Source organism: Micromonospora sp. DT53 (genome assembly GCF_049841535.1).
GTDB lineage: Bacteria > Actinomycetota > Actinomycetes > Mycobacteriales > Micromonosporaceae > Micromonospora.
Genome location: NZ_JBNCKM010000005.1, coordinates 70,826 through 95,322, shown reverse-complemented (window position 1 = coordinate 95,322; position 24,497 = coordinate 70,826). Strand labels below are relative to the sequence as shown.

The following is a 24,497-nucleotide window of genomic DNA, read 5'->3' as shown; positions in this document are numbered from 1 at the left end:
CGGCTCCCTCCGACGCCGGCCGGCCCACTCCGGCCGGCGTTCCGGTGGAGCCGGGCGCCGCGCGGATCGCCGTTGACCTCCTCGGCGGGGACGACGCTCCCGCCGTCGTGGTTGACGGCGCTCTGCGGGCCATGCGCGCCGACCCTGACCTGCATCTGCTTCTCGTCGGTCCGACCGAGGTCGCCGACGAGCTGATTGCTGCCCTCGATCCGGCGCAACGCGCCCGGATCACGGTGCGGCCGGTCCGCGATGTCGTCGGCATGGCCGACCATCCCAGCGCCGCCCGCGCCGAGAGCACCGTCCGGGCCGCGGTCACCGCCGTCCGGGACGGGACCGCCGACGCCCTGGTCTCCGCCGGCGCCACCGGCGCCACCGTCACCGCGGCCGTGCTCGGCCTCGGCCGCTCGCCGGAGATCCGCCAACCTGCCCTGGCCGCCACCCTGCCCGCCGTGGCGGGGCCTGTCGTGTTGCTCGATGTCGGCGGCTCCCTGGAACCCCGCCCGGCCACCCTCGCCCGCCACGCCGTGCTCGGCGCCGCGTACGCGGCGGTGGCCCACTCGATCGCCGCGCCACGGGTCGGGTTGCTCTCGGTCGGCACCGAGGCCGGTAAGGGCGACCGGGTCCGCCGCGCCACCGACCCTCTGCTCGCCGTCGAACCGCTGCCCGGTGGGGCGCGCTACGTCGGCCTGGTCGAGGGGTACGACGTGGCCCTCGGCGCGCGCGCCGATGTGGTCGTCACCGACGGGTTCACCGGTAACGTGCTGCTCAAGGCCATTGAGGGCGCGTACGCAATGGCCGGCGGCCCACCCGCCGAGGGCGGCGCGCCCCGTGCGGCCGCCCTGTTGGGCGTCGCGGGGACGGTGGTCGTCTGCCACGGGTCCGCCCGCGCCGACGACGTCGCCTCCGGCATAGCTCTCGCCGCCCACCTGTGGCGGCGGCGCGCCACCGATCTGGTCTCCGCGTTGCTCGACCGCGACGCCGCGACGGATCGCACCGATCGCACCGATCGCTCCACCGACACCGAGGTACGCACATGAGCAACGACAAGCGGCGGCGGGCGTCCGTCAGTCACCTGGAAGCCGCCTTCGGAGTGAGCCTGGAACCCGAGCTGCTCCAGCGCGCGTTGACCCACCGGTCGTACGCGTACGAGAACGGCGGGCTGCCGACCAACGAGCGGCTGGAGTTCCTCGGCGACTCGGTGCTCGGCGTGGTGATCACCACGGCGCTCTTCCACAACCATCCGGACCTGCCCGAGGGGCAGTTGGCCAAGTTGCGTGCCAGCGTGGTCAACATGCGGGCGCTCGCCGACGTGGCCCGTGGTCTGGGCCCGGACGGGCTCGGCGCGTACCTGCTGCTCGGCAAGGGTGAGGAGACCACAGGTGGCCGGGACAAGGCGAGCATCCTCGCCGACACGCTGGAGGCGCTGCTCGGCGCGATCTACCTCCAGTACGGCCTGGACACCACGGGGATCGTCATCCACCGGCTCTTCGATCCGCTGATGGCCGAGTCGGCCGGTCGCGGAGCCGCACTGGACTGGAAGACCAGTCTCCAGGAGCTGACGGCCGCGCTCGGGCTGGGTGTGCCGGAGTACCGGATCGAGGGCACCGGCCCGGATCACCTGAAGACGTTCACCGCCTGGGTGGTGGTGGCCGGCAACCGGTACGGCGGCGCCGAGGGGCGCAGCAAGAAGGAGGCGGAGCAGCGGGCCGCCGAGGCCGCCTGGCGGACGCTCGCCGAGCAGAACGGCCAGAACGGCGACGACGGCCAGGATGGTCGGGCCGGCGACGACCGCCGGGATCAGCCGACCGACCGGGACGACTCGGGGGACCGGGACGAGCCGTTCGGGCCGCTGGAGCGCGCGGAGCGGGCTGCTCAGTCCGAGCAGGCCGACCACCTGGCGCAGGCGCTGCCGGCCGGGGGCACCGACGGCCACGAGACGGGCCCGCGGCGTGCCTGAGCTGCCCGAGGTGGAAACCGTCCGACAGGGGGTGGCCCAGTGGGTCGTCGGCCGTCGGATCGCCTCGGTCGAGGTTCGTCACCCGCGTGCGGTCCGTCGGCATGCTCCGGGCGACGTGCACTTCGCCGACGTGCTCGCCGGCCGCACGGTGCTGGACGCCCGCCGTCGCGGCAAGTACCTGTGGCTGCCACTGGACAGCGGTGACGCGATAGTCGGGCATCTCGGCATGTCGGGTCAGTTGCTGCTCCAACCACCCGGCACGGCGGACGAGACCCATCTGCGGGTCCGGTTCCGGTTCGCCGACGACGGCCCGGAGCTGCGCTTCGTCGACCAGCGTACGTTCGGTGGGCTCTCGGTGAGCGAGGGCGGCGCCGAGCTACCGGACGAGATCGCGCACATCGCCCGCGACCCGATGGACCCGGAGTTCTCCGACGAGGCGTTCGTCGCGGCGCTGCGCCGCCGGCACACCGAGGTGAAGCGGGCCCTGCTCGACCAGACCCTGATCTCCGGGGTGGGCAACATCTACGCCGACGAGGCGCTCTGGCGCGCCCGGCTGCACGGCGGCCGACCCACCGACGCGCTGACCGGCCCGGCCGCGCAGCGCCTGCTCGGCCACGTCCGCGACGTGCTGGCCGAGGCGATCAGCGAGGGCGGCACCAGCTTCGACGCCCTCTATGTGAACGTCAACGGCGAGAGTGGCTACTTCGACCGGGCGCTCAACGCCTACGGGCGCGAGGGCGAGCCGTGCCGCCGGTGCGGCGCGCCGATCCGCCGCGAGGCGTTCATGAACCGCTCCTCGTACAGTTGCCCGCACTGTCAGCCACGGCCCCGGGGTTCCCTTCGGGGATGACCCGGAGCCGGCTCGGGGGGATGCCGGCGGGTCGCGGCGGGTCGCTCCGGGCTGCCCCCCGGTGTACGTCCGGATCGCGGGCTTACGCCCGATGAACGCACCCCCGCCCCCGGTCTGTCGGTTCCAGGGTGGACCGGGGTCGATCCCCGATGTGACCGCCTCGTCACGCACCTAGCGTCAGCACCGTTGACAGGGGGTTGACGTGACAGGGGGACGCGAGATGGGCAGCAGACCGGTGACGGTGCGGATGGCACGGTGGAGCGCCGAGCACCCGTGGCGAGCGATCGCGCTGTGGGTCGTGTTCGTGGCGGTGTGCTTCGTCGGTGGCAGTGCCGCCGGTCTCAACGAGGCCACCAGCGGCGACCAGGCGATCGGCGAGGCGGGGCGGGCCGACCTGATCGTGGACGCCGGTGACTTCGACGACCCGGCCGTGGACAACGTCCTCATCACCTCCCGGGGCGGTGCGCTCGACCAGGCCGCGGCGAAGGCGGCGGCCGACGACGCCGCAGCCCGGCTGCGTACGGTCACCGGGGTGGCCGAGGTGGGCCAGCCGATCACCGCCCGGGACGGCTCGGCGCTGCTGCTGCCGATCACCATGTCGGGTGACCCGGAGACCGCCTCGGACCGGGTGCAGCCGCTGCGCGACGTCACCGCCAGCGTCCAGGCGGCGCATCCGCAGCTGCGCGTCGAGCAGGTCGGCGGGCCGTCGATCGGCCAGGCCCTCGACGACACCCTCGACAAGGACTTCAAGCGTGCCGAGCTGCTCAGCCTGCCGGTCACCCTGGCCATCCTGATCATCGCGTTCGGCGCGCTGATCGCGGCCAGCGTCCCGGTGCTGCTGGCGCTCTCCTCGGTCGCCGCCGCGATGGGTCTGTCCACTCTCGCCTCGCACCTGGTACCGGCCACCGACACCACGGCACCTGTGATCCTGCTGATCGGTATGGCGGTCGGGGTGGACTACTCGCTGTTCTACATCCGCCGGGAGCGGGAGGAACGGGCCAAGGGCCGGTCCGGTCTGGACGCGGTGGAGATCGCCGCGGAAACCTCCGGGCACGCCGTGGTGGTCTCCGGTCTCGCCGTGATCATCGCGATGGCCGGGCTGCTGCTTGCCGGCGACGTGGTCTTCTCGTCCCTGGCGGTCGGCTCGATTCTCGTGGTCGCGGTCGCGGTGACCGGCTCACTGACCGTGCTGCCCGCCCTGCTGGTCAAGCTCGGCCGCTGGGTCGACCGGCCCCGGGTGCCGCTGCTCTGGCGGCTGACCGCGCCGCGTACCGGTCGGCACGGCGAACCGCGCTCGCCCCGGCTCTGGCCCGCGCTGCTCCGGCCGGCGCTGCGCGCACCGGTCGTGACGCTGATCATCTCGGTTGGCCTGCTGCTCGCGCTCGCCGCGCCGGCGCTCGGTATGAAGTTGAAGTTCATCGGCATGGAGGACCTGCCCCGCACCACTCCGGCCATGCAGGCGTACGACCGGCTCACCGCCGCCTTTCCCAGCAACGGCACCAACCACGTGGTGGCCGTCCGGGCGCCCGCCGAGCAGGCCGACCGGGTTCGCGCCGCCCTCACCGACCTGTCCGCCCGGGCTGCCGCCGATCCGCTGTTCGCCCCGGTCGAGGCGAACGGCCCGAAGATCCAGGTGTCGGCAGACCGACGGGTGTCGGTGCTGGACATCGCCACCCCGTACGCCAGCCGGGACGACCGGTCGGTGCAGTCGCTGGAGAAGCTGCGCGCCGACCTGGTCCCGGCCGAGCTGCGGGGCGTCCCCGGGATCGAGTACGCGGTCGGCGGCGGCGTGGCCGGCAGCGAGGACTACGCACAGCACGTCCGGGACAAGTTGCCGCTGGTGATGGGTTTCGTGCTGGTGCTCACCTTCCTGGTCATGGTGCTCACCTTCCGGTCGGTGGTGGTGGCCGCCAGCGCGATCGCGTTGAACCTGCTCTCCGTCGGGGCCGCGTACGGGCTGCTGGTGCTCGTGTTCCAGGGTGACTGGGCCGAGGGGCTGCTCGGTTTCACCTCGATGGGCGCCATCATGTCCTGGCTGCCGCTGTTCCTCTTCGTGGTGCTCTTCGGCCTCTCGATGGACTACCACGTCTTCGTGGTCAGCCGGATCCGCGAGGGGGTCCGGGCCGGCATGTCCAACCGGGACGCGGTGTCGTACGGGATCACCTCGTCGGCCGGGGTGGTGACCAGCGCGGCCGTCGTGATGGTGGGGGTCTTCTCGATCTTCGCCACGCTGAGCACCATCGACATGAAGCAGCTCGGCATCGGCCTGGCGGCGGCGATCCTGCTGGATGCCACGATCATCCGGGGCGTGGTGCTGCCAGCGTTGATGACCATGCTCGGCGACGCCAACTGGTGGGCCCCGCGCTTCCTGCGCGCCCGCCCGGCGCCGGCCCCCGCCGACCCGCCAGCCCCCGCCCCGGAACTGGTGCCAGTCCCCTAACCCCCGCACCCCGACCCCACCCCCGCCGATCTTGCAGTTTCTGTTGCGACAAACTGGGCTAACCCGGGCAAGTCGACGGCGGAAAGTGCAAGATCGCGGGGCGGGGGCGGGGGCGGGGTGGGATCGGTCAGGGGAGGGGGCAGGCTTCTCGGGAGGCGTCCAGCGTCCGGTCCTTGCGGATCGACGCGAAGCCGTAGCCGACTGTGGTGACACAGAAGTCGTCGGTCGAGGCGGTGTACTCGACGTGGAAGACCGGCTTGCCGGCGTCGCTGAACGGCAGCAGTTTGGCGCACTGGGCCAGCCGGACGCACTCCTCGTTGACCGCGAAGTCGAAATCCGGGGCCAGCGCGGCGAGCTGCGGCACGTTGTTGGCCAGCCCGGGGGAGAGGCTCAGCGAGCGGGCCAGCTCGGCCAGCCGGCGGTTGAACAGCAGTTGGTCGTCGAAGTCGAGCGGGAAGCCGTTGTGCGCCGCGTACCCGTCGGCGTCGAAGAGCGCCACCGCGCCGAAGCCCTTGCCCCGGCAGAGCCGGAACCGGTCGGCCAGCACCGGCCGGAGCGCGTCCCAACTCCGGACGTCCAGCCACCGACTGTCGGGTCGTCGCCCGGCCGCACCCCTGACGATCTCCGGAAACCGGCTGGCGTCCGGATCGGTGGAGCGGACCGACCCCACGTTCACCTGGCAGATCAACCTGCGGTTCCGGGAGCGCAGCTCGGCGGTCTGCGCGGCCGTGGTGGCCACCGGGTCGAGCAGGAAGACGTCGGCGTCCACCGTCGGGTCGAGCGGGCCGCTGAGCTGCCACTGCCACTGCCAGTGCCGAGCCTGTTCCGCAGGCCACGCGGTGGGGGCGCCGGGCGGGGTCAGCGCGGGCCGGCACCCGAACGCCGGCAGCACCAGCGCGAGAGCGACGCTGGCGGACAGGGCGCGGCGCAGCGGGCGTACGGCGACGCGTCGCCGCGGCCGGATCCGCATCGGCAGCTCCCGGGTCCCGGACGGCCGGTCGCCGTCCGCACCGGTACGCGGCCCCCACGCTCCGGCCCGACGTACCTCACCGGGTCAAACGAGCGCGGGGGCGGGAACGACGCGCGGTCAGCGCGGCGCCGCGAAGACCTGCGTCCAGTACGGCCCGTTGCTGCTGGCGATGCCGACGCCGATCTCGGTGAACGCGCAGTTCAGGATGTTGGCCTTGTGGCCGGAGCTGTTCATCCAGGCGTCCATCACCGCGGCCGGGGTCTTCTGGTTCCAGGCCACGTTCTCGCCGTACGTGCGCCAGGCGTAGCCGACCCGGTCCAGTCGGGTGCCGGCGTTGCTGCCGTCGCTGCCGGTGTGGGACATGTTCTGGTTGTCGGCCTGGTCCTGGCTGTGCCGCTGGGCGGCCGTCATCAGCTTGTCGTCGATGCTCAGCGCCTTGCAGCCGGCCTTGGCCCGCTCGGCGTTGACCAGGTCCACCACCTCGCGGGCCTGGGCGCTGACGGAGCCGCTGGAACCGCTGGAGCCATTGGAGCCGGTGGAGCTGCCGGTGTTGCTGGGCGCGGTGCTGCGCTCGACGCTGCGGCGCGACGCGGCGGTGCTCCGCGACGTCGCCGGCGTGGGCTTGACGACCTTGCTGGGCGACGGGCTCGGAGACGCCGGGCTGGGGACGGTGGACGGGGAGGGCGCGGCGAGGGTGTCCAGCGCCGGCTCCTCGGTCGGCGCGGCCGACGCGGCGAAGGAGTCGTCGACGGCCGCCGGTTGGGCGGCGCCGTCGTCACCGCCGGGCAGGGTGAGCGCGCCGACGCCGAAGCTCACCACGAGGGTGGCGGCCGCGGCGGCGCCCCCGATCATCAGCGGCCGGCGCCAGCGGCGTGGGGAGCGGTGCCGTCCCTCGCCGGGCCGGCCGGTCTCGGCGGCGCCCCGCCAGCCGTCGGTGGTCTCCGGGTCGGTGTCGGTGTGCCAGCCACCTGGCGTCTCGGCGCGCCGGCCGCCGGTGGTGTCCTGTGCCGGGCGGCTGTCGCCCCAGCCGCCGGTCTCGCCCTCCGGCTGGTGCGCCGGCCAGGCGGCGGTGTGGGCGTCGGCCGGCTCGGCGGGGCTCGCCGGGTCCGGTTGCCGGCCGCCGGAGGGCTGCTCCCGGTGCCACTCGTCGCCCGGCTGACCGGGCTCGTCGCCGAAGAGATAGGCCGAGCGGGGCTCCGGGCGGTCGTGCAGCCAGGCCGGCTCGTCGGTCGGTCCCCCGGCGCGCCGGGGGGCGCCGTTCGGGTCCATCGGATCGGTCCAGCCGTGCACGCCTATGCCTCCAGGGGTTGGTTGCGGGCCGGGGTGACGCTACGGCGCGCCTACGACCTGCGGCAACGTGGCTAAGAAAGAGTTAAGGGGAAGTCGGACGCCAGGGTGCGGACTTCCGCAGATCCGGGCGTACAGTAAAGGCGTCCGGACAGAGAGTGTCCGTGCCTTGCGGCAGCCCCCCCGACAAGTGGACAGGTCGACGTAGAGATGATCTACGGCCTGCGAGAACTTGACGAAGGAGGGGTTTGCGGCTCAATATATAGGTGTCGCCAGTCGCGCCCGGTCATGCCCAGATACAGCCTGGAATGACAGCCGCGTATGAATGGGCGCGCGTTGGCCGGCCTTTCCGGCAGCGCATATCAAGGAGTCAGCATGGCGAAGGCCCTCTACGGCCACGTAGGTGCAGCGCCCGACCGGCGTCTGCTCGACGAGGTCACCCGACTGCGTTCCAGGGTTCAGGCACTGGAGTTCGAGATCACGCGTCTGCGTGCCGACAATGATCGGCTCGCGGCGGCTGCGGCGGAGGCGGACGATCTGCTCCGTCTGGCCGAGCCGGCGCTGACCTGATCTTCAGGTCGTTAAAAACTGAATCGCACCATCGCAAAAATGCGCGCCGACACCTCTGTGCCGGCGCGTAACACTGTCCGGCACCTTTTCGTCGCCGACGATTCATGATCTTGCAGCCGATCGTGCGGGAAGCGCGCCGCACAGTTACCGAAAAGCGCGTCGACGGATAAGCCGATCATGAAAGGCGCTTGTCTTTCTGGCGCTCGACCAAACAACAGCGCGCCCACGGTCGACGGAACGCGGGGCGGGTCGCGTGCCGGCCCGCTCGCACCGCCGGGTTAGTCTGCGAGTTCACCCAGGTCCCCACAGCCGGCGACGGTACGGCGGCCACCGGACGAGGATCGAGTAGGTGTATCTCAAGAGCCTGACGGTGAAGGGGTTCAAGTCCTTCGCCTCCGCCACGACGTTGAAGCTGGAGCCGGGGATCACCTGTGTGGTGGGTCCCAACGGCTCGGGCAAGTCCAACGTCGTCGACGCCATCGCCTGGGTCCTCGGCGAGCAGGGCGCCAAGGCGCTTCGTGGCGGCAAGATGGAGGACGTCATCTTCGCCGGCACCGCCGGCCGGGCGCCGCTGGGTCGCGCCGAGGTCACCCTCACCATCGACAACACCGACGGCGCGCTGCCGATCGAGTACACCGAGGTCTCCATCACCCGCCGGATGTTCCGCTCCGGCGAGAGCGAGTACGAGATCAACGGCAACTCCTGCCGGTTGCTCGACATCCAGGAGCTGCTGTCCGACTCCGGCATCGGCCGGGAGATGCACATCATCGTCGGGCAGGGCCGCCTCGACGGCATGCTGCACGCCAAGCCGGAGGACCGTCGGGCGTTCATCGAGGAGGCGGCCGGCGTCCTCAAGCACCGCAAGCGCAAGGAAAAGGCGCTGCGCAAGCTCGACGCGATGCAGGTGAACCTCAATCGCCTGACCGACCTCACGGCCGAGCTGCGTCGTCAGCTCAAGCCGCTGGGGCGGCAGGCCGAGGTGGCCCGGCGCGCCGCCGCCATCCAGGCCAACCTGCGCGACGCCCGGTTGCGCCTGCTCGCCGACGACCTGGCCACCCTGCGGACCACCCTCGACCGGGAGATCGCCGACGAGACCGCGCTGCGTGAGCGGCGCGAGCAGATCGAGGGTGAGCACGCCGAGGTGCAGGGCCGGCTCGGCGAGTTGGAGGCCGCCCTCGCGGAGGACGCGCCGCTGCTGGCCGCCGCCCAGGACACCTGGTACAAGCTGTCCGCCCTCCAGGAACGCTTCCGCTCGATCGAGCAGTTGGCCCGGGAGCGGCTGCGGCACCTCAGCGCCACCGGCGACGACGAGCGGCCCGGCCGCGACCCGGACCAGCTGGAGGCCGAGGCGGAACGCGTCCGCGAGCAGGAGGAGGAGCTGCGCGGCGCGCTCACCGACGACCAGATCCGGTTGGCAGAGGCGGTCGAGCACCGCCAGGAGTTGGAGCGGCAGCTGGCCGCCGCCGAGCGCGAACTGGTCGCCGCGGCCAAGGCCATCGCCGACCGGCGGGAGGGGATGGCCCGGCTCACCGGGCAGGTCAACTCCGCCCGGGCCAGGACCACCAGCGCCGGTGAGGAGATCGAACGCCTCGCGATCGCGCACGCCGACGCGCTGGGTCGCGCCGAGCAGGCACAGGCCGATCTGGACGCGGTCGCCGCCCAGTCCACCGAGGCCGACCGGGACAACGCGGACCTGGACGCCCGGCACGACGAGGCGGTCGCCGTGCAGGAACGGGCGCAGGCCACCGTGCGCTCGCTGGTCGACGCCGAGCGGGCGGCGGAGAAGGACGCCGCCACCTGGAAGGCCCGCGAGGAGGCGCTCGCCCTGGGGCTGCGCCGCAAGGACGGCGCGGGAGCGCTGCTCGCCCGCGCCGGGGACGTGCCCGGCCTGCTCGGCAGCCTCGCCGGGCTGCTCACCGTCGCCCCCGGCCACGAGGCCGCGCTGGCCGCCGCGCTCGGCGGCCTCGCCGACGCGGTCGCCGTGAGCGGGGTGGACGAGGCCGTCGAGGCGATGCGGCTGCTGAAGATCTCCGACGCCGGCCGGGCCGGCCTGCTGGTGGGCAGCCCGGCGGGGCCCGGCATGACCGGCTCCGCGGACGCGCTGCGCCCGAAGCTGCCGGACGACGCCCGGTGGGCTCCCGACCTGGTGGAGTGCAACGCCGAGCTGCGTCCGGCGGTGCACCGGGCCCTGCGGGACGTGGCGCTCGTCGATGATCTCGCCGCCGCCGCCGAGCTGGTCGCCAGCAACCCCGAGCTGCGAGCGGTCACCCCCGACGGTGACGTGGTCGGGGCGTACGCGGCGGCGGGCGGGTCGGCCAAGGCCCCCAGCTACATCGAGGTGCAGGCCGCCGTCGAGGAGGCCCGCGCCAACCGGCTCACCGCCGAACGCGCCGGCCTGGAGCTGCGTGATCAGTTGGTCGAGGCGCGCGCCGAGGTGGCCGCCGCCAAGGAGGCCGTGCAGCACGCCGCCGCCGAGAAGCGCGAGGCGGAGAGCCACCGCAACGCCGCCGCTCGCCGGCTGGCCGAGCTGGGGGCGGCGGCCCGGTCCGCGAAGGCCGAGACCGACCGGCTCGGCGACTCCCGCTCCCGCGCCGAGGCCGCCCGGCAACGGGACCTCACCGCCCTCGCCGAGTTGGAGGAGCGGCTGCGGTTGGCCGAGGAGACCCCGGTCGACGCCGAGCCCTCCACCGAGGAACGGGACCAGTTGGCGGCCATGGTGCCGCAGTCCCGGCAGAACGAGATGGAGGTCCGGCTCGCCGTGCGTACCGCCGAGGAGCGGGTCTCCTCGATCGCCGGCCGGGCCGACTCGCTCACCCGGCAGGCCACCGCGGAGCGGGCCGCCCGGGAACGCGCGGCGGCTCGGCGGGCCGCCCGCGCCCGGGGCGCGGGCATCGCCCGGTCCGTCGCCGGTGGCGCCCGGGAGGCGCTGACCCGGTTGACCACCTCGATCGCGACGGCCGAGGAGCACCGCGACGCGGTCGCCCTGGAGCGGGCCGCGCGGGAGGCGGAGCTTCAGGAGGTACGCGGGGCAGCCAAGCGGCTCGGCGCGGAGTTGGAGCGGCTGACCAGCCAGGTGCATCGCGACGAGGTGGCCCGGGCGGAGCAGCGGCTGCGCATCGAGCAGTTGGAGGCGAAGGCCGCCGAGGACTTCGGCCTGGACGTGGAGACGCTGGTGGCCGAGTACGGCCCGGCTCAGCCCGTTCCGCCGACCCCTGTCGACGTCGCGGCGGCCGAACGTGACGGTCTGCCGGTGCCCGAGCCGGTGCGCTACGAGCGGCCGGTGCAGGAGAAGCGGGCCGCGAAGGCGGAACGCGAGCTCGCCCTGCTCGGCAAGGTCAACCCGCTCGCGTTGGAGGAGTTCGCCGCGCTGGAGGAGCGTTTCAAGTTCCTCTCCGAGCAGTTGGAGGACCTCAAGGCCACCCGCCGGGACCTGCTCACCGTGGTCAAGGACGTGGACGAGCGGATCCTGGAGGTCTTCGCCAGTGCCTTCGAGGACACCGCCCGGGAGTTCGAGCAGGTGTTCACCGTGCTCTTCCCCGGCGGCGAGGGGCGGCTGATCCTCACCGAACCGGACGACCTGCTCACCACAGGCGTCGAGGTGGAGGCCCGACCGCCGGGCAAGAAGATCAAGCGGCTGTCGCTGCTCTCCGGTGGCGAGCGGTCGCTGACCGCGGTGGCCATGCTGGTGGCGATCTTCCGCGCCCGACCCAGCCCGTTCTACATCATGGACGAGGTGGAGGCGGCCCTGGACGACGTCAACCTGGGCCGGCTGATCCTGTTGCTGGCGCAGTTGCGCGAGAAGAGTCAGCTGATCGTCATCACCCACCAGAAACGGACGATGGAGATCGCTGACGCGCTCTACGGCGTGACCATGCGTAGCGGGGTCACCCAGGTGATCAGCCAACGGCTCAACCGGGCCGACGAGGACGACAGGCGGCACGGCCGCGGCGAGGAGAACGGGTAGTGGCTCGGGAACGCGCGACGGCGCTCCTGCTGGACTTCGACGGCGTACTGCGCCGGTGGGACCCGGCGGTGGCCGCCGTTGTCGAGCGGGAGTACGGCCTCTCCGAGGGGGTGCTCGGGGAGATCGCGATGCAGTGGGGGCGGCTCCAGCCGGTGCTCACCGGGCAGGTCAACCACGCCGAGTGGATGAACAGCGTGGCGGACGCCCTGACCGAATCGGTGGGCAGCCCGGAACGGGCCCGCGCCGCGGTGGAGCAGTGGCAGAGCTACCGGGGAGAGGTCGACCAGGAGGTGCTGGCGTTCGTCCGGGAGGTCCGTGCGGCGGGTGGCCGGGTCGGGCTGGGCACCAACGCCACCGACCTGCTCGACGCCGACCTGGCCGAGCTCGGCCTGGTCGGCGAGCTGGACGTGGTGGTCAACTCCTCGGTGATCGGCGTGCACAAGCCGGCCCCGGAATACTTCCAGGCCGCGTGCGTGGCCCTGGCCACCCCGCCGGCCCGGGTCCTCTTCGTCGACGACGAGGACTGGGCCGTGCGGGGCGCCCGCGCCGCTGGGCTGTCGGCGCACCGCTGGGGCGGCCACGCCGACCTGCGTTACCTGCGGGCGGCCCTGGACTTCTGAGCGCCGGTCACTCGCCGGTGACGCCGTCGATGCGCTCGCGGATCAGGTCGGCGTGCCCGTTGTGCCGGGCGTACTCCTCGATCATGTGCAGGTAGACCCAGCGGACGTTGATCTCGTCGCCGGTGCCGTCCCGGCGGGGCCGTACGAAGGTCCGGTCCAGCGGCAGTCCGGCGGCGGCCTTACGGGCGGCCTCCACCTCGGCGGTGAAGGTGGCGAAGGCGGCCTCCGCGTCGGCCCCGGCGACGGCGTTGAGGTCGGCGTCCGGGTCCTCCTCGTCGTCGAAGAGGCCGGTGATGTCCTCACCCGCGGCGCGGATGCGGAACCACCAACGCTCCACGTCGGCCATGTGCCGCACCAGCCCGAGCAGCGTCAGCCCGGAGGGCTCCACGCTGGGCGTCTTCAGCTGCTCGGCCGTCAGGCCGGCGCACTTGAGCAGCAACGTCTGCCGGTGGTAGTCGAGCCAGCCCTCCAGCAGGGTGCGCTCGTCACCGACGTAGGGCTCGTTCTGGCGGTCGATCTCGGGTGCTCTCCAGGTCATCCGGCCATCCTGTCGGTACCCACCGACATCGGCGAGCGCATTACCGCCGGGCCGGCCCGTGCGCGTCAGGGCACCACGACGACGGGCCAGCGGCCGGCGCGGACCAGCCGGGTGGCGACCGAGCCGACCAGGCGGTGCCCGGCCTGCTCGGAGGCCCCGACCACCACCATGTCGGCCTGGAACTCGTCGGCCGCCGCGCACAGCTCGCCGTACGCGTCGCCGCGCCGCACCAGCAGGGTCACCGGAATGCCCCACTGCTCGGCCCCGCGCCGGCACTCCCGGCGCAGCTCGTCGGCCAACTCGTCGTGGGTGCGCTGGACGGCGCCGGCATCCATGCCGGGCACCAGGGCGGTCAGCCCGCTCGGCGAGCTGACGAAGACCACCACCAGGGCGGCGCTCTGCCGACGGGCCAGGCCCGCGGCGTAGGAGCCGGCCCGCTCGGAGGTACGGGTGCCGTCGATGCCCACCATGATGACCCGAGGCCCGTCCGTGCCGCGCTCGAAGGGCAGCGGTCGGGTCCGGGGACCGTACTCCTCGCGGTCCGGTGCTCCCACGCCCATGGTTCTACCTCACCTCTGCTCGCCGGTGCGGATCACGGGTGCGCCAGCGCCGGCGGCGACTGTCGATTCCCGCTCGGCCTCGGCGGAAACCGGGTTGCCGTTGTGCTGGCGCAGCGGCACCTCCTTGATGAAGGCCACCGCGATCAGCGCGATCAGCGCGAACGGGGCGGCGGCCAGGAAGATGTCACCGGCACCGTGGCCGTACGCGCTCTCCACCACCGCCCGCAGCGGGCCGGGCAGGGTGTGCACGTCGGGCAGGGTGCCGCCACTGCCGGAGCTGGACGCCGGGATACCGAGTTGGGCCAGCCCGTCGGCGGTGTAGTCCTTGACCTTGTGGGCGAGCACCGCGCCGAGGGCGGAGACGCCGATCGCGCCACCCAGGCTGCGGAAGAAGGCCACCACCGAGCTGGCCGCGCCGAGCTCGTGCGGGCCGACGGTGTTCTGCACGGCGAGGACCAGGTTCTGCATGGTCATGCCCAGGCCGACGCCGATCAGCAGCATGTAGACGCTGAGCAGGGTGAAGCTGGTGTCGGCGCGGAGGGTGCCCATCAGCGCGAAGCCGATGGTGAGCAGTGCCGACCCGATCACCAGGTACCGCTTCCAGCGGCCGGTCTTGCTGATGACCCGCCCGATGACCGTGGAGGCGACCAACAGGCCGAGGATCATCGGCAGGGTCATCAGGCCGGACATGGTCGGGCTCTGCCCGCGGCTGATCTGGAAGTACTGGCCCAGGAAGATCGACGCGCCGAACATGCCCACGCCGACCGCGATGCTGGCGACGACGGCGAGGGTGATGGTGCGGTTGCGGAACAGCCGCGGTGGGATCATCGGCTCGGCGGCCCGGGTCTCGACCCGGATCGCCAGGGCACCGAGGACCAGCGCGCCGACGACCATGACGGCGGTCTGCCAGGAGGTCCAGGCGAACTGGTCGCCGGCGAGCGAGACCCAGATCAGCAGCACCGAGACGGCCGCGGTGATCAGGGTGGCGCCCCACCAGTCGATCTGGGCCTTCCGCTTGACCACCGGGAGGTGCAGGGTCTTCTGGAGCACGATCAGCGCGAGGATGGCGAACGGCACGCCGACGTAGAAGCACCAGCGCCAGCCGAGCCATGAGGTGTCCACGATCACGCCGCCGATCAGCGGGCCGCCGATGGTGCCGACGGCCATCACCGCGCCGAGGTAGCCGCTGTAGCGGCCGCGCTCGCGGGGCGCGATCATCGTGGCCATGATCACCTGGGCCAGGGCGGTGAGACCGCCGGCGCCGACGCCCTGCAGCACCCGGCAGGCGATCAGCTCGCCGGTGCCCTGGGCGAGGCCGGCCAGCACCGAGCCCAGCACGTAGATCCCCAGGGCGAGCTGGACCAGGGTCTTCTTGCTGGTCAGGTCGGCCAGCTTGCCCCAGATGGGGGTGGTCGCGGTGGTCGCGAGCAGGGCCGAGGTCACTACCCAGGTGTACGCGGACTGGCCGCCGTGCAGTTCGGTGATGATCCGCGGCAGCGCGTTCGAGATGACCGTGGAGGAGAGGATCGCGACGAACAGGCCCAGCAGCAGGCCGGAGAGTGCTTCCAGGATCTGCCGGTGGGTCATGGTCACGGCGGTCGCCTGGGGAGGCGCTGTCGCCTGGCTCATCGTTTGTTGCCTCCGAGCGGAGTCGAGGTGGAACGGCGGGGCTGGTACGCACGGGCCGCCTGTGAGTTGCCTGAGGCAACCGTATGCCTTGGTTGCCTGAAGCAACAACTTGTCCGGCCGGCGTCCTATTCCCCCCCGCATCGGGCGCTACTGCCAGGAGTCGTTGAACCGGCCGAGCAGCCGGGCGAACTCCTCGACGTCCCGCTCCGGCCAGCCGTCCAGGGCGCGCAGGAACTCGCCCAGCCGGGCCGCGCGGGCGACGTCGAAGCGACGCTGCCCCTCCTCGGTGAGGCTGATCTGCGCGGCCCGCCGATCACTCGGATCGGGGTCGCGGTGGACCAGGCCGAGGACCTCCAACGCGTTGATCTGCCGGCTCAGCGTCCCCTTGCCCACGCCCAGCCGCGCCGCCAACTCGGTCAACCGGATCGACCCGCTACGCCGCAACCAGAGCAGCAACCCGTAGGTGTTCGGCTCCAGGTTCGGGTGCACCTCCCGGGCGATCTCCCAGGAGACCGCCCGGCCCCGGCGCAGCAGGGCGGTCAACTCGTGCTCGACCGCCCGGATCGGCTCCGGCAGGTGCTCATCCACGGCGTAGAGACTACGGCGCGCTCGGCTCGCCGCGACCGGAGAGTCGACGCCGCATCACCGGGCGTAGGTGCCCGTCCTTGGTGGTGCCCTCGATGACCACGTCGGCCCCGCGCCCCTGATGGGTCAGGGTGGCGACCGCGTTACCGAAGTACGGGCCGGCCAGCTTCCGCCACCGCACCCCCGGCCGGCGTACGCCCGCCGAACGGGCCAGCGCCCGGGTGGCTCCGGCCGGACCGGGCGACCAGCCCAGCCGCATCAGCGGACGGATACCCGCTGGCACCTGGTTGTGGATCGGCGAACACGTGAGCTGGTGCACCGGGGTGACCACCGCCGGGTCGGCGAACCGGGCCCGCGCCACGTACGAGTGGTGCACGTCACCGGAGAGCACGCTGATCGACGCCGGCGGGGCGTACGCGGGGCCGGCCCCGATCCGCGCGCCGGACTGACGCGGTGTGCCGGTGCCGATGCGGGCGAACGTCTCGGCGAGCGCCTCGAAGGACCGCCGGAACGCCGCCCAGTGCTCCAGGTCCAGGGCGCGGCGCAGCTTCTCCGCCCCGCGCGCCACCCACGGTCGGCGCGAGTCCGCCAGTTTCTCGTTCCACGCCTCGATGTGGTGGATGCCCTGCGGCAGCAGCCAGGGCAGCGAGGCACCCACCACCAGGTGGTCGTAGACCCCGTGCGCCTGGTCGAGGAACCAGGCCCACTCGCCCGGCGGCAGCATCGCCCGGCTGTTGGACTCGAGCACCCGGCTGCACCTGTTGTCCAGCATGACCAGTCGGGTCCGGCCCAGATCCAGTGCGTAGCTCCACTGGTACTGCACCGCGCGCCAGCGCTCGGTGTCGTGCGCCAGATCGGACTCCTGGTCGACCCGGTGGCCGAACTCGCGCAGCACGCTCGTGGCGTCCTCGGCGGCGGCGACCTTCGCGAAGACCGGATCGGCGACGATCTCGTCGGGAGAGAGGTTGCCCAGGTGCTGGTAGACCCAGTACGAGGCGAGCCCACTACCGATGCGCTCCTGCCACCATGGCTGCTCGCGCACCTCGGCTCGCCACGCCGCCGAGGTGTTCCAGTCGTCGATGATCTCGTGATCGTCGAAGATCATCACGCTCGGCACGGTGGAGAGCAGCCAGCGGATCTCCGGATCACGCCAGGACTCCAGGTAGAGCTTGGTGTACTCGTCGAAGCTCACCACCTGGTCGGCCGGGGCGCCCTTCGGCCGCCGCCGCCGTCGACGCAGCAACCGGCGCACGGTGGGTGAGGTGACGTCGGCGTAGACCTGGTCACCGAGCAGCACCAGCAGGTCGGGCAGCGGATTCGACTCGGGGTCGGCCATCAACCGCCGGGCGTACGCGTCGAGCGCGTCAGGTGGCAACTTGCGGGTGGTGGCGTGCTGGGTGGTCTCCCGGCACGAGCCGAAGATCAGATTGACCGGCTGGTCCCGATCGTCGGCGGCCCGGGTGCGGATCACGCTCGGCGGGAACCCGCTGCTCGGCACCGGCCAGACGACCTCGTCGTCGACAAGCACCTCGTAGGTGGTCTCGCTGTCCGGAGTGAGCCCCTCCACCACGACGAGGGCGTAGTGGTGGTCGTACGCCGAGAAGGTGGGCGCGGTGCCGGTGGCGCCGCCTGCGGTGCGGACGGTGACCACGGCGGGCGCCGCCGTCTCCACCCAGATCGTCGCCCGGGTGTCCACCACCCGCCGCAGAAGTGGGCCGATGAGGAGGTGTGCGGCGGGCATGCGGCCGAGCCTACCGCCGGTGCCCGGCCCCGGCCGGGTGCGGTGGCTGAGACTCCGGGCACCGCTCTGGGTGCGGTGGCTGAGACTCGAAGCACCGCTCGGGGTGCGGTGGCTGACACTCCGGGCACCGCTCGGGGTGCGGTGGCTGGGACGCCGCCGCCCGCATCTGACAGGATTCCGGCATGGCCGAATATCTCGTCCTCGCTCTGGTCCTGCTCGGTGTGCTGATCGCCGGCACAGTCGGGCTGGTCGTGCCGCGATTGCGGCGGCGGCCTGAGCCCCCGCTGCCGCGCACCGAGGTCGACACCAGGGCCGAGGAGGATCTCGCCGGCCCGCCGGTCGAGGCACCGGAGTCCGATCTGTCCACGGGCGTCCTGGTCGAGCCGCCGCCGGTGCTCGAACCGCAGGTGGAGGTCCCCGAGCCGACCGCCGGGCGGCTGGTCCGGCTCCGTTCGCGGCTGTCCCGCTCACAGAGCGTGTTCGGCAAGGGTCTGCTCGGTCTGCTCGCCCGTGACCACCTCGACGAGGACGTCTGGGAGGAGATCGAGGACAGCCTGATCACCGCCGACGTCGGCGTCGACGCCACCCGCGACATCGTCGACCGGCTCCGCGAGCGCACCAGGGTGCTCGGCACCCGTTCGGCCTCCGAGCTGCGGGCACTGCTCGCCGCCGAGCTGGTCAACGCGCTCGACCCGAGCCTGGACCGCTCGTTGCGCACCGCCCCCAAGGACGGCGTGCCGGCGGTGGTCCTGGTCGTCGGCGTCAACGGCGCCGGCAAGACCACCACCTGCGGCAAGATCGCCCGGGTGCTGGTGGCCGACGGTCGCAGCGTGCTGCTCGGCGCGGCGGACACCTTCCGGGCCGCCGCGGCCGACCAGCTGGAAACCTGGGGCTCGCGCGTCGGCGCGGAAACCGTCCGGGGGCCCGAGGCCGCCGACCCGGCCAGCGTCGCCTTCGACGCCGTCAAGCGCGGCATCGACACCGGCGTGGACACCGTGCTCATCGACACCGCCGGCCGCCTGCAGAACAAGGTCGGCCTGATGGACGAGCTGGGCAAGGTCAAGCGCGTGGTGGAGAAGCAGGGCCCGATCGACGAGACACTGCTCATCCTGGACGCCACCACCGGGCAGAACGGCCTGGAGCAGGCCCGGGTCTTCACCGACGTGGTCAACGTGACAGGTGTGGTGCTGACCAAGCTCGACGGCACCGCCAAGGGCGGCATCGTGATCGCCGTGCAGCGCAAGCTCGGCATCCCCGTGAAGCTGGTCGGCCTCGGCGAAGGCAAGGACGACCTGGCCCCGTTCGACCCGGCGCAGTTCGTCGACGCGTTGCTGGGGACCGAGGCCACCGGCCGGGACGCGTAGTCTCGGGTGACCACTGACGATCGCGCGTACGCGGGCTGGCGCGACCCCGGCCATCCTTCGCAGCGCCTCGGGAGACCGTACGTGACTTCGCAGGAGATCCCGCTGCACGGCGGCAACGTGAGCACAGTTGTCCGCGTGGGTGACACCGTCCGGCGCAACGCCGGACCGTGGACCCCGTCCGTGCACGCGCTGCTGCGCCACCTGGAGTACGTGGGGTTCACCGGCGCACCCCGGGCGCTCGGCATGGACGAGCGCAACCGTGAGGTGCTGTCGTACCTGGAGGGGGAGTGCGGAGAATATCCGCTCGCCCCGCACTGGGTGACCGACGAGGCCCTGGTCACCGTCGCCACCATGCTGCGGATGTTCCACGACGCGCAGTACGGCTTCACCCCTCCGCAGTCGGCGGTCTGGCGCTCGTTCGGGCCTCCACCACCGGACACCGAGGTGATCTGCCACCACGACGCCGCGCCGCACAACGTGATCTGGCGTCCGGACGGCACCCTCGGGCTGATCGACTTCGACCTCGCCTCGCCCGGGGCGCGGATCTACGACGTGGCGTACGCGGCCTGGACCTGGGTGCCGATCTTCGCGGACCGCGACTCGATCACGCTCGGCTGGAAGCACCCGGACCGGCCGCGCCGCCTCCGGCTCTTCGCCGACGCGTACGGGCTGATCCCCCGGGACCGGCACCGGCTGATCCGGACCATCCGTAAACGGATCGTGGACCACGTCGAGGGGATCCGCCGGATGGCCGCCGCCGGTGAGCCGGCGTTCGTCCGGATCGTGCACAAGGGCCACCTGCGCCGGCCGATGCGCGATCTGCGGCTGCTCGACTACGAACGGCACGCTCTGGAGAATGCCCTCCGCTGAGCGCCGGTCGGTCGATGCTCGGCCGGGCCCGTCAAACGCACAGGTCGATGCCTCTGACCGGTCAGCCATCGACGTTCGCCGTCCGGGCGATCCACATTCGTCCATGCTGCTGACTGTGCGGAGTTCGTGACACGTCCGAAACAACCCGTCACGAAACGGAAACCCGCACAGGACCCAAAGTGAAACAGCCGGCCGCGAAGCTTCCGCCCAACCGGCCTACGGGCGACGCTGCCCCGGAAAGCCGCGAAGGAGGACTTCACCTTTAGGAGGCCAGCGTGCCTGAAGCACCGACGATCGACGGCGCCAATACTACGTGGCTGCTGGTTTCGACCGCGCTCGTGCTGCTCATGACCCCCGGACTGGCGCTGTTCTACGGCGGCCTCAACCGGGCCAAGGGCGTACTCAACATGATGATGATGAGCTTCTCCGCCATCGGGCTCATCTCTATTCTGTGGTGGTTCTACGGTTTCAGCGTCGCCTTCGGGACCGACGTGAACGGCTTCTGGGGTGACCCGGGCGCGTACCTCGGCACCAAGACCTTCCTCGCCGAGACCGACCTGTGGGGTGCCACGGCGGAGAACCCCAGCGGCATCGGGGTCCCGCTCTACGTGTTCATGGCCTTCCAGATGGTCTTCGCGGTGATCACCGTCGCGCTGATCAGCGGTGCTATCGCCGACCGGGCCAAGTTCGCCGGCTGGCTGCTGTTCGCCTTCGGGTGGGCCACCCTTGTCTACTTCCCGGTCGCCCACTGGGTGTGGGGCGGCGGCATCATCGGCGGCGACATCCACGCACTGGACTTCGCCGGTGGCACCGCGGTGCACATCAACGCCGGTGCGGCGGCCCTGGCCGTGGCCCTGGTCCTCGGTAAGCGGCTCGGTTGGCCGCGTGAGGGCATGAAGCCGCACAACATCCCGCTCGTCGCGCTCGGCGCCGGTCTGCTGTGGTTCGGCTGGTTCGGGTTCAACGCCGGCTCGGAGTTGACCGTCGACTCGGTCGCCGGCCTCGCCTTCATCAACACCCAGCTCGCCACGGCGGCTGCGGTGCTCGGCTGGATCGCTGTCGAGTGGGTCAAGGACCGCAAGCCGACGATGGTCGGTGCCTCGTCCGGCGCCGTCGCCGGTCTGGTCGCCATCACCCCGGCCTGTGGTTTCATCGCACCGTGGGCGTCCGTCCTGCTCGGCATCGTCGCCGGCGTGGTGTGCGCGCTCGCCGTCAGCCTCAAGTACAAGCTCGGCTACGACGACTCGCTCGACGTGGTCGGCGTGCACTTCGTCGGTGGTTGGATCGGCTCGCTCTGGCTCGGTCTGTTCGCCACCAACTCGGTGAACGCCGCGATCACCGACGTGGTGGGGGCCTCCGACGGCCTCTTCTACGGCGGCGGCGCGGCCCAGCTGGGGCGGCAGGCCCTCGCCGGCCTGATCGTCACCGCCTGGTCGTTCGGCATCGCCTGGGTGCTCGCCTTCGTCATCGAGAAGACGATCGGGTTCCGGGTGAAGGCCGAGGCCGAGGTCGAGGGCATCGACATCGGCGAGCACGCCGAGAGCAGCTACGACCTGTCCCCGGCCGGCGGCGGCACGGGCAGCGCGTTCGCGATGGCCGGCATCGGCACCCCCGGTGGCGGCGCGACGAGTGGCGCCAAGCCGGAGGCGGAGTCCGCCGAGCCAGTCAGCGAAAAGGTCGCCGGTTAACGTTCCTGGGATGGAGGGGTTGGACATGAAGCTGGTGACCGCAGTCATCAAGCCGTACCAGCTGGACGCGGTGAAGGAGGCCCTGCACGCCCTCGGGGTGGCCGGGCTGACCGTCAGCGAGGTTCAGGGGTACGGGCGGCAGAAGGGGCACACCGAGGTCTACCGGGGTGCCGAGTACACGGTCGAGTTCCTGCCCAAGATCCGGGTCGAGGTGCTCACCGACGAGATCGACGTCGACAAGGTGGTGGACGCGATCGTCGGCGCGGCCCGCACGGGCAAGATCGGTGACGGCAAGGTCTGGGTCACCGGTGTCGAAGAGGTCGTCCGGGTACGTACCGGCGAACGCGGCCTCGACGCCCTCTGATCTCGGCCACGACTGACATGACCTCGTTGATCAAGAAGAACGCGTCAGGACAGACCGGTGACGGCGACGCGAACCTCTTGATCAACGAGGTCGTCGGTGTTCCCGGGGGGATCGGGGAAGCGGCCCGGCGGGGGCGGGCCGCCGCGTACGACAGCTTTTTGCACGGGTTGCTGCCGGCGCGCGACGGGGTGGCACTGCTGGCCGTCGGGGGGTTGGGTCGGCGGCAGTGCGCCCCGTACGGCGACCTCGACCTGGTGCTGGTGCACGCCGGGGTGTCCGGCATCGACGAGTTGGCCGCCTCGGTCTGGTACCCGATCTGGGACGCGGGCCTGCGGCTCGACCATTCGGTACGCACCGTCGCCGAGGCGCTCTCGGTGGCTCAGGACGACGTCAAGGTCGCCCTCGGGCTGCTCGACGCCCGGCTGGTCGTGGGGGACCAGGCGCTGGCCGACGCGCTGATCCGCACCGCCGCCGATCACTGGCGGCGCACCTCCGTCCGGCACCTGCCCGCTCTGCGGGAGGTCACCGAAACCCGCTGGCAGGCCCACGGTGAGCTGGCATTCCTGCTGGAGGGCGACCTCAAGGAGGCCGCCGGTGGGTTGCGCGACGTGGGGCTGCTGCGGGCGATCTCCGCCGCCGGCATCACCGACGCGCTGCGTCCCGCCGTACGCGCCGCCCACCTGCGCCTGCTGGACACCCGCGACGCCCTGCACCAGCAGGTCGGCCGACGGGTCGACCGTCTGGTCGCCCAGGAGCGCGACGGGGTGGCCGCCCTGCTCAACCTGGAAGATGGCGACGCGCTGCTGCGTCGGGTCGCCGGTGACGCGCGTACGGTCAGCCACGCCCTGGACGACGCCTTCCGGGCCGCCGACCGGCTGCGGTCCGGCCGCTCCCGGGGCGGGAACGGCCGCCCGGCTCGCCGCCCGGTCGCCCGCGACGTGGTCGAACACGACGGCGAGCTGGTGCTCGCCCGCACGGCGATCGGCGCACGCCCCGACCCGAGCCTCTCGCTGCGGATGGCCGCCGCTTCGGCCACGACCCGAATCCCCATCGCGCGGGCCACCTGCGAGTGGCTGGCGGCGTACTGCCCGCCCCTGCCCGCTCCCTGGCCGCCCGAGGCCCGGGCCGCGCTGATCACCCTGCTCGGCGCCGGTCCCGGCCTGGTCCCGGCCTGGGAGACGTGCGACCGGTACGGGCTGGTCGACGGCTGGCTGCCCGAGTGGACCCGGCTGCGCAGCCTGCCCCAGCACAACCCGGTGCACCGCTTCACCCTCGACCGGCACCTCGTGCAGACCGCGTACGAGGCCAGCCGGCACGCCCGCGAGGTGGAGCGTCCCGACCTGTTGCTCCTCGGCGCCCTCCTGCACGACATCGGCAAGGGCCTCCCCGGTGACCACAGCACCGTCGGCGTGCCGGTTGCCCAGGCGGTGGCCACCACTGTCGGTCTGCCCGCCCAGGAGGTCGAGCTGATCGGCAAGCTGGTCCGGCTGCACCTGCTGCTGCCCGACGTGGCCACCCGCCGGGACCTGGCCGATCCGGTCACCATCGCCTCGGTGGCCGACGCGGTAGGTGACACCGGCACCCTCGACGTGCTGCACGCGTTGGTGCGCGCCGACGCGGCGGCGACCGGGCCGGCGGCCTGGTCCGACTGGAAGGGCCGACTCGTCGCCGAGCTTGTCGCCCGGGTTCGTACCGCGCTGGACACCGGCGTACTCCCCGAGCCGCCCGCCCCGGACCCGGAGCTGCTGGCCGGGCCACTGCCGGTCGTCCACCTGACCGGCGACCGGGTGTCGGTCGCGGCGGCCGACAGGCGTGGTCTGCTCGCCACGGTGGCCGGCTGTCTGGCGCTGCACCGGCTGGAGGTGATCTCCGCGGACGCCTCGGCCGTCGACGGCCGGGCCCTGGTCGAGTGCCGGGTGCAGCCCCGCTACGGCCTCCCGCCGGACCCGGTCCCCCTCCGCGCCGACCTGCGCCGGGCGGTCGCCGGCGACGTGTCGGTCACCCAACGGCTGCGCGGCCGTGCGCTCGCCAGCCGTGGCGGCGGCGCGGCTCCACGAGTGGTCTGGCATCGCGAGGCGGCCACCGACGCCGTACTACTGGAACTGCGCGCCGCCGACGCCGCAGGCTTGCTCTTCCGGGTCGCCTGTGCGCTCGACGAGGCCGGCGCCCTGGTTCGCGCGGCCCGCATCTCCACCCTCGGCGCCGACGTGGTCGACGCCTTCTACCTGGTCGGCGGTTGGCCCGACGACGACACCCGGGCCCGTCTGGAGGCCGCGGTCCTCGCCGCCGTCTGACCCACGACGACGACGCCGTCGGCGGTTGCCGTCCGGCTGCGGCACGCTGCACGGCCGCCTGCCTGGCCGCTCGGACCCCGGATGCCTGACTGCCCTGCCGGCTGGCGCGGTCGGGTGCTGCTCGGCCGTTGGCCGCGCGTGCCAGCCGGGTCACTCCTACGAGCGTGATGCCCCACAGTCATCTTGATGCCGCACGGTCATCAGGC

19 protein-coding genes are annotated in these 24,497 nt (G+C 72.4%); 12 read left to right on the top strand and 7 right to left on the bottom strand.

The genetic code is table 11. The features are described from left to right. Positions 1-44: 44 nt before the first annotated feature. The 4 genes from ACLQ3B_RS17335 (at position 45) to ACLQ3B_RS17320 (ending at position 5,247) form a co-directional block, all read left to right on the top strand. The gene (locus ACLQ3B_RS17335; protein ID WP_425781781.1) at positions 45-1,037 is read left to right on the top strand and encodes a phosphate acyltransferase; all 993 of its coding nucleotides are present in this window, start codon (positions 45-47) and stop codon (positions 1,035-1,037) included. Continuing rightward, positions 1,034-1,957 (top strand): ribonuclease III, encoded by a 924-nt coding sequence (rnc, locus tag ACLQ3B_RS17330; RefSeq protein ID WP_425781780.1) that lies wholly within the window; start codon positions 1,034-1,036, stop codon positions 1,955-1,957. Before ACLQ3B_RS17335 ends, rnc begins: the two co-directional genes overlap by 4 nt. Continuing rightward, a complete protein-coding gene (gene mutM / locus ACLQ3B_RS17325) occupies positions 1,950-2,807 on the top strand; it encodes a bifunctional DNA-formamidopyrimidine glycosylase/DNA-(apurinic or apyrimidinic site) lyase (protein ID WP_425781779.1) in 858 nt (285 codons plus the stop codon). Before rnc ends, mutM begins: the two co-directional genes overlap by 8 nt. A 220-nt stretch (positions 2,808-3,027) precedes the next feature. Beyond that, the gene (locus ACLQ3B_RS17320; RefSeq protein WP_425781778.1) at positions 3,028-5,247 is read left to right on the top strand and encodes an MMPL family transporter; all 2,220 of its coding nucleotides are present in this window, start codon (positions 3,028-3,030) and stop codon (positions 5,245-5,247) included. Between the two features lie 127 nt (positions 5,248-5,374). On the opposite strand, the gene ACLQ3B_RS17315 is transcribed toward ACLQ3B_RS17320, so the two are convergent. Next, on the bottom strand, positions 5,375-6,217 hold the full coding sequence (locus tag ACLQ3B_RS17315; protein ID WP_425781777.1) for an endo alpha-1,4 polygalactosaminidase: 843 nt from the start codon (positions 6,215-6,217) through the stop codon (positions 5,375-5,377). A gap of 117 nt (positions 6,218-6,334) precedes the next feature. Continuing rightward, positions 6,335-7,507, bottom strand: a complete 1,173-nt coding sequence (locus ACLQ3B_RS17310; protein WP_425781776.1) for a CAP domain-containing protein — start codon at positions 7,505-7,507, stop codon at positions 6,335-6,337. Between the two features lie 372 nt (positions 7,508-7,879). Here ACLQ3B_RS17310 and ACLQ3B_RS17305 point away from each other — a divergent pair, with 372 nt between their 5' ends. The 3 genes from ACLQ3B_RS17305 (at position 7,880) to ACLQ3B_RS17295 (ending at position 12,658) form a co-directional block, all read left to right on the top strand. Then, the gene (locus tag ACLQ3B_RS17305; protein ID WP_030487463.1) at positions 7,880-8,074 is read left to right on the top strand and encodes a hypothetical protein; all 195 of its coding nucleotides are present in this window, start codon (positions 7,880-7,882) and stop codon (positions 8,072-8,074) included. A 349-nt stretch (positions 8,075-8,423) separates the two neighbouring features. Next, on the top strand, positions 8,424-12,038 hold the full coding sequence (gene smc / locus ACLQ3B_RS17300) for a chromosome segregation protein SMC (RefSeq protein WP_425781775.1): 3,615 nt from the start codon (positions 8,424-8,426) through the stop codon (positions 12,036-12,038). Further along, the gene (locus ACLQ3B_RS17295) at positions 12,038-12,658 is read left to right on the top strand and encodes an HAD family hydrolase (protein ID WP_425781774.1); all 621 of its coding nucleotides are present in this window, start codon (positions 12,038-12,040) and stop codon (positions 12,656-12,658) included. Before smc ends, ACLQ3B_RS17295 begins: the two co-directional genes overlap by 1 nt. Positions 12,659-12,665: 7 nt before the next feature. On the opposite strand, the gene ACLQ3B_RS17290 is transcribed toward ACLQ3B_RS17295, so the two are convergent. From ACLQ3B_RS17290 to ACLQ3B_RS17270, 5 genes are all read right to left on the bottom strand, one after another. Further along, a complete protein-coding gene (locus ACLQ3B_RS17290) occupies positions 12,666-13,196 on the bottom strand; it encodes a DinB family protein (RefSeq protein WP_425781773.1) in 531 nt (176 codons plus the stop codon). 65 nt (positions 13,197-13,261) lie between these two features. Continuing rightward, complete coding sequence (locus tag ACLQ3B_RS17285) at positions 13,262-13,756, bottom strand: universal stress protein (protein ID WP_425781772.1); 495 nt, start codon at positions 13,754-13,756, stop codon at positions 13,262-13,264. 9 nt (positions 13,757-13,765) lie between these two features. Then, on the bottom strand, positions 13,766-15,385 hold the full coding sequence (locus ACLQ3B_RS17280) for an MDR family MFS transporter (RefSeq protein ID WP_425781771.1): 1,620 nt from the start codon (positions 15,383-15,385) through the stop codon (positions 13,766-13,768). Between the two features lie 147 nt (positions 15,386-15,532). Further along, on the bottom strand, positions 15,533-15,973 hold the full coding sequence (locus tag ACLQ3B_RS17275; protein ID WP_238661343.1) for a MarR family winged helix-turn-helix transcriptional regulator: 441 nt from the start codon (positions 15,971-15,973) through the stop codon (positions 15,533-15,535). A gap of 10 nt (positions 15,974-15,983) precedes the next feature. Further along, positions 15,984-17,711 (bottom strand): alkaline phosphatase D family protein, encoded by a 1,728-nt coding sequence (locus tag ACLQ3B_RS17270; RefSeq protein ID WP_425781770.1) that lies wholly within the window; start codon positions 17,709-17,711, stop codon positions 15,984-15,986. Between the two features lie 182 nt (positions 17,712-17,893). On the opposite strand from ACLQ3B_RS17270, the gene ftsY reads away from it, so the two are divergent. From ftsY to ACLQ3B_RS17245, 5 genes are all read left to right on the top strand, one after another. Next, positions 17,894-19,075: a signal recognition particle-docking protein FtsY gene (ftsY, locus tag ACLQ3B_RS17265; RefSeq protein WP_425781769.1), complete on the top strand. Its 1,182-nt coding sequence runs from the start codon at positions 17,894-17,896 to the stop codon at positions 19,073-19,075. Positions 19,076-19,081: 6 nt separating this feature from the next. Further along, entirely contained in the window at positions 19,082-19,945 is an 864-nt protein-coding gene (locus tag ACLQ3B_RS17260) for an aminoglycoside phosphotransferase family protein (protein WP_196921516.1), read from the top strand. A 275-nt stretch (positions 19,946-20,220) separates the two neighbouring features. After that, positions 20,221-21,633, top strand: a complete 1,413-nt coding sequence (locus tag ACLQ3B_RS17255) for an ammonium transporter (protein WP_425781768.1) — start codon at positions 20,221-20,223, stop codon at positions 21,631-21,633. Between the two features lie 25 nt (positions 21,634-21,658). Continuing rightward, a complete protein-coding gene (locus ACLQ3B_RS17250; RefSeq protein WP_172862163.1) occupies positions 21,659-21,997 on the top strand; it encodes a P-II family nitrogen regulator in 339 nt (112 codons plus the stop codon). A 17-nt stretch (positions 21,998-22,014) separates the two neighbouring features. After that, positions 22,015-24,291, top strand: a complete 2,277-nt coding sequence (locus tag ACLQ3B_RS17245; RefSeq protein ID WP_425781767.1) for a [protein-PII] uridylyltransferase — start codon at positions 22,015-22,017, stop codon at positions 24,289-24,291. Positions 24,292-24,497 lie beyond the last annotated feature (206 nt).

Coding starts and splice junctions, on each gene's coding strand:
- rnc (WP_425781780.1), top strand. CDS start 1,034: ATGAGCAACGACAAGCGGCGGCGGGCGTCCGTCAGTCACCTGGAAGCC.
- ACLQ3B_RS17320 (WP_425781778.1), top strand. CDS start 3,028: ATGGGCAGCAGACCGGTGACGGTGCGGATGGCACGGTGGAGCGCCGAG.
- ACLQ3B_RS17315 (WP_425781777.1), bottom strand. CDS start 6,217: ATGCGGATCCGGCCGCGGCGACGCGTCGCCGTACGCCCGCTGCGCCGC.
- ACLQ3B_RS17305 (WP_030487463.1), top strand. CDS start 7,880: ATGGCGAAGGCCCTCTACGGCCACGTAGGTGCAGCGCCCGACCGGCGT.
- ACLQ3B_RS17290 (WP_425781773.1), bottom strand. CDS start 13,196: ATGACCTGGAGAGCACCCGAGATCGACCGCCAGAACGAGCCCTACGTC.
- ACLQ3B_RS17285 (WP_425781772.1), bottom strand. CDS start 13,756: ATGGGCGTGGGAGCACCGGACCGCGAGGAGTACGGTCCCCGGACCCGA.
- ACLQ3B_RS17280 (WP_425781771.1), bottom strand. CDS start 15,385: ATGAGCCAGGCGACAGCGCCTCCCCAGGCGACCGCCGTGACCATGACC.
- ACLQ3B_RS17270 (WP_425781770.1), bottom strand. CDS start 17,711: ATGCCCGCCGCACACCTCCTCATCGGCCCACTTCTGCGGCGGGTGGTG.
- ftsY (WP_425781769.1), top strand. CDS start 17,894: ATGGCCGAATATCTCGTCCTCGCTCTGGTCCTGCTCGGTGTGCTGATC.
- ACLQ3B_RS17250 (WP_172862163.1), top strand. CDS start 21,659: ATGAAGCTGGTGACCGCAGTCATCAAGCCGTACCAGCTGGACGCGGTG.
- ACLQ3B_RS17245 (WP_425781767.1), top strand. CDS start 22,015: ATGACCTCGTTGATCAAGAAGAACGCGTCAGGACAGACCGGTGACGGC.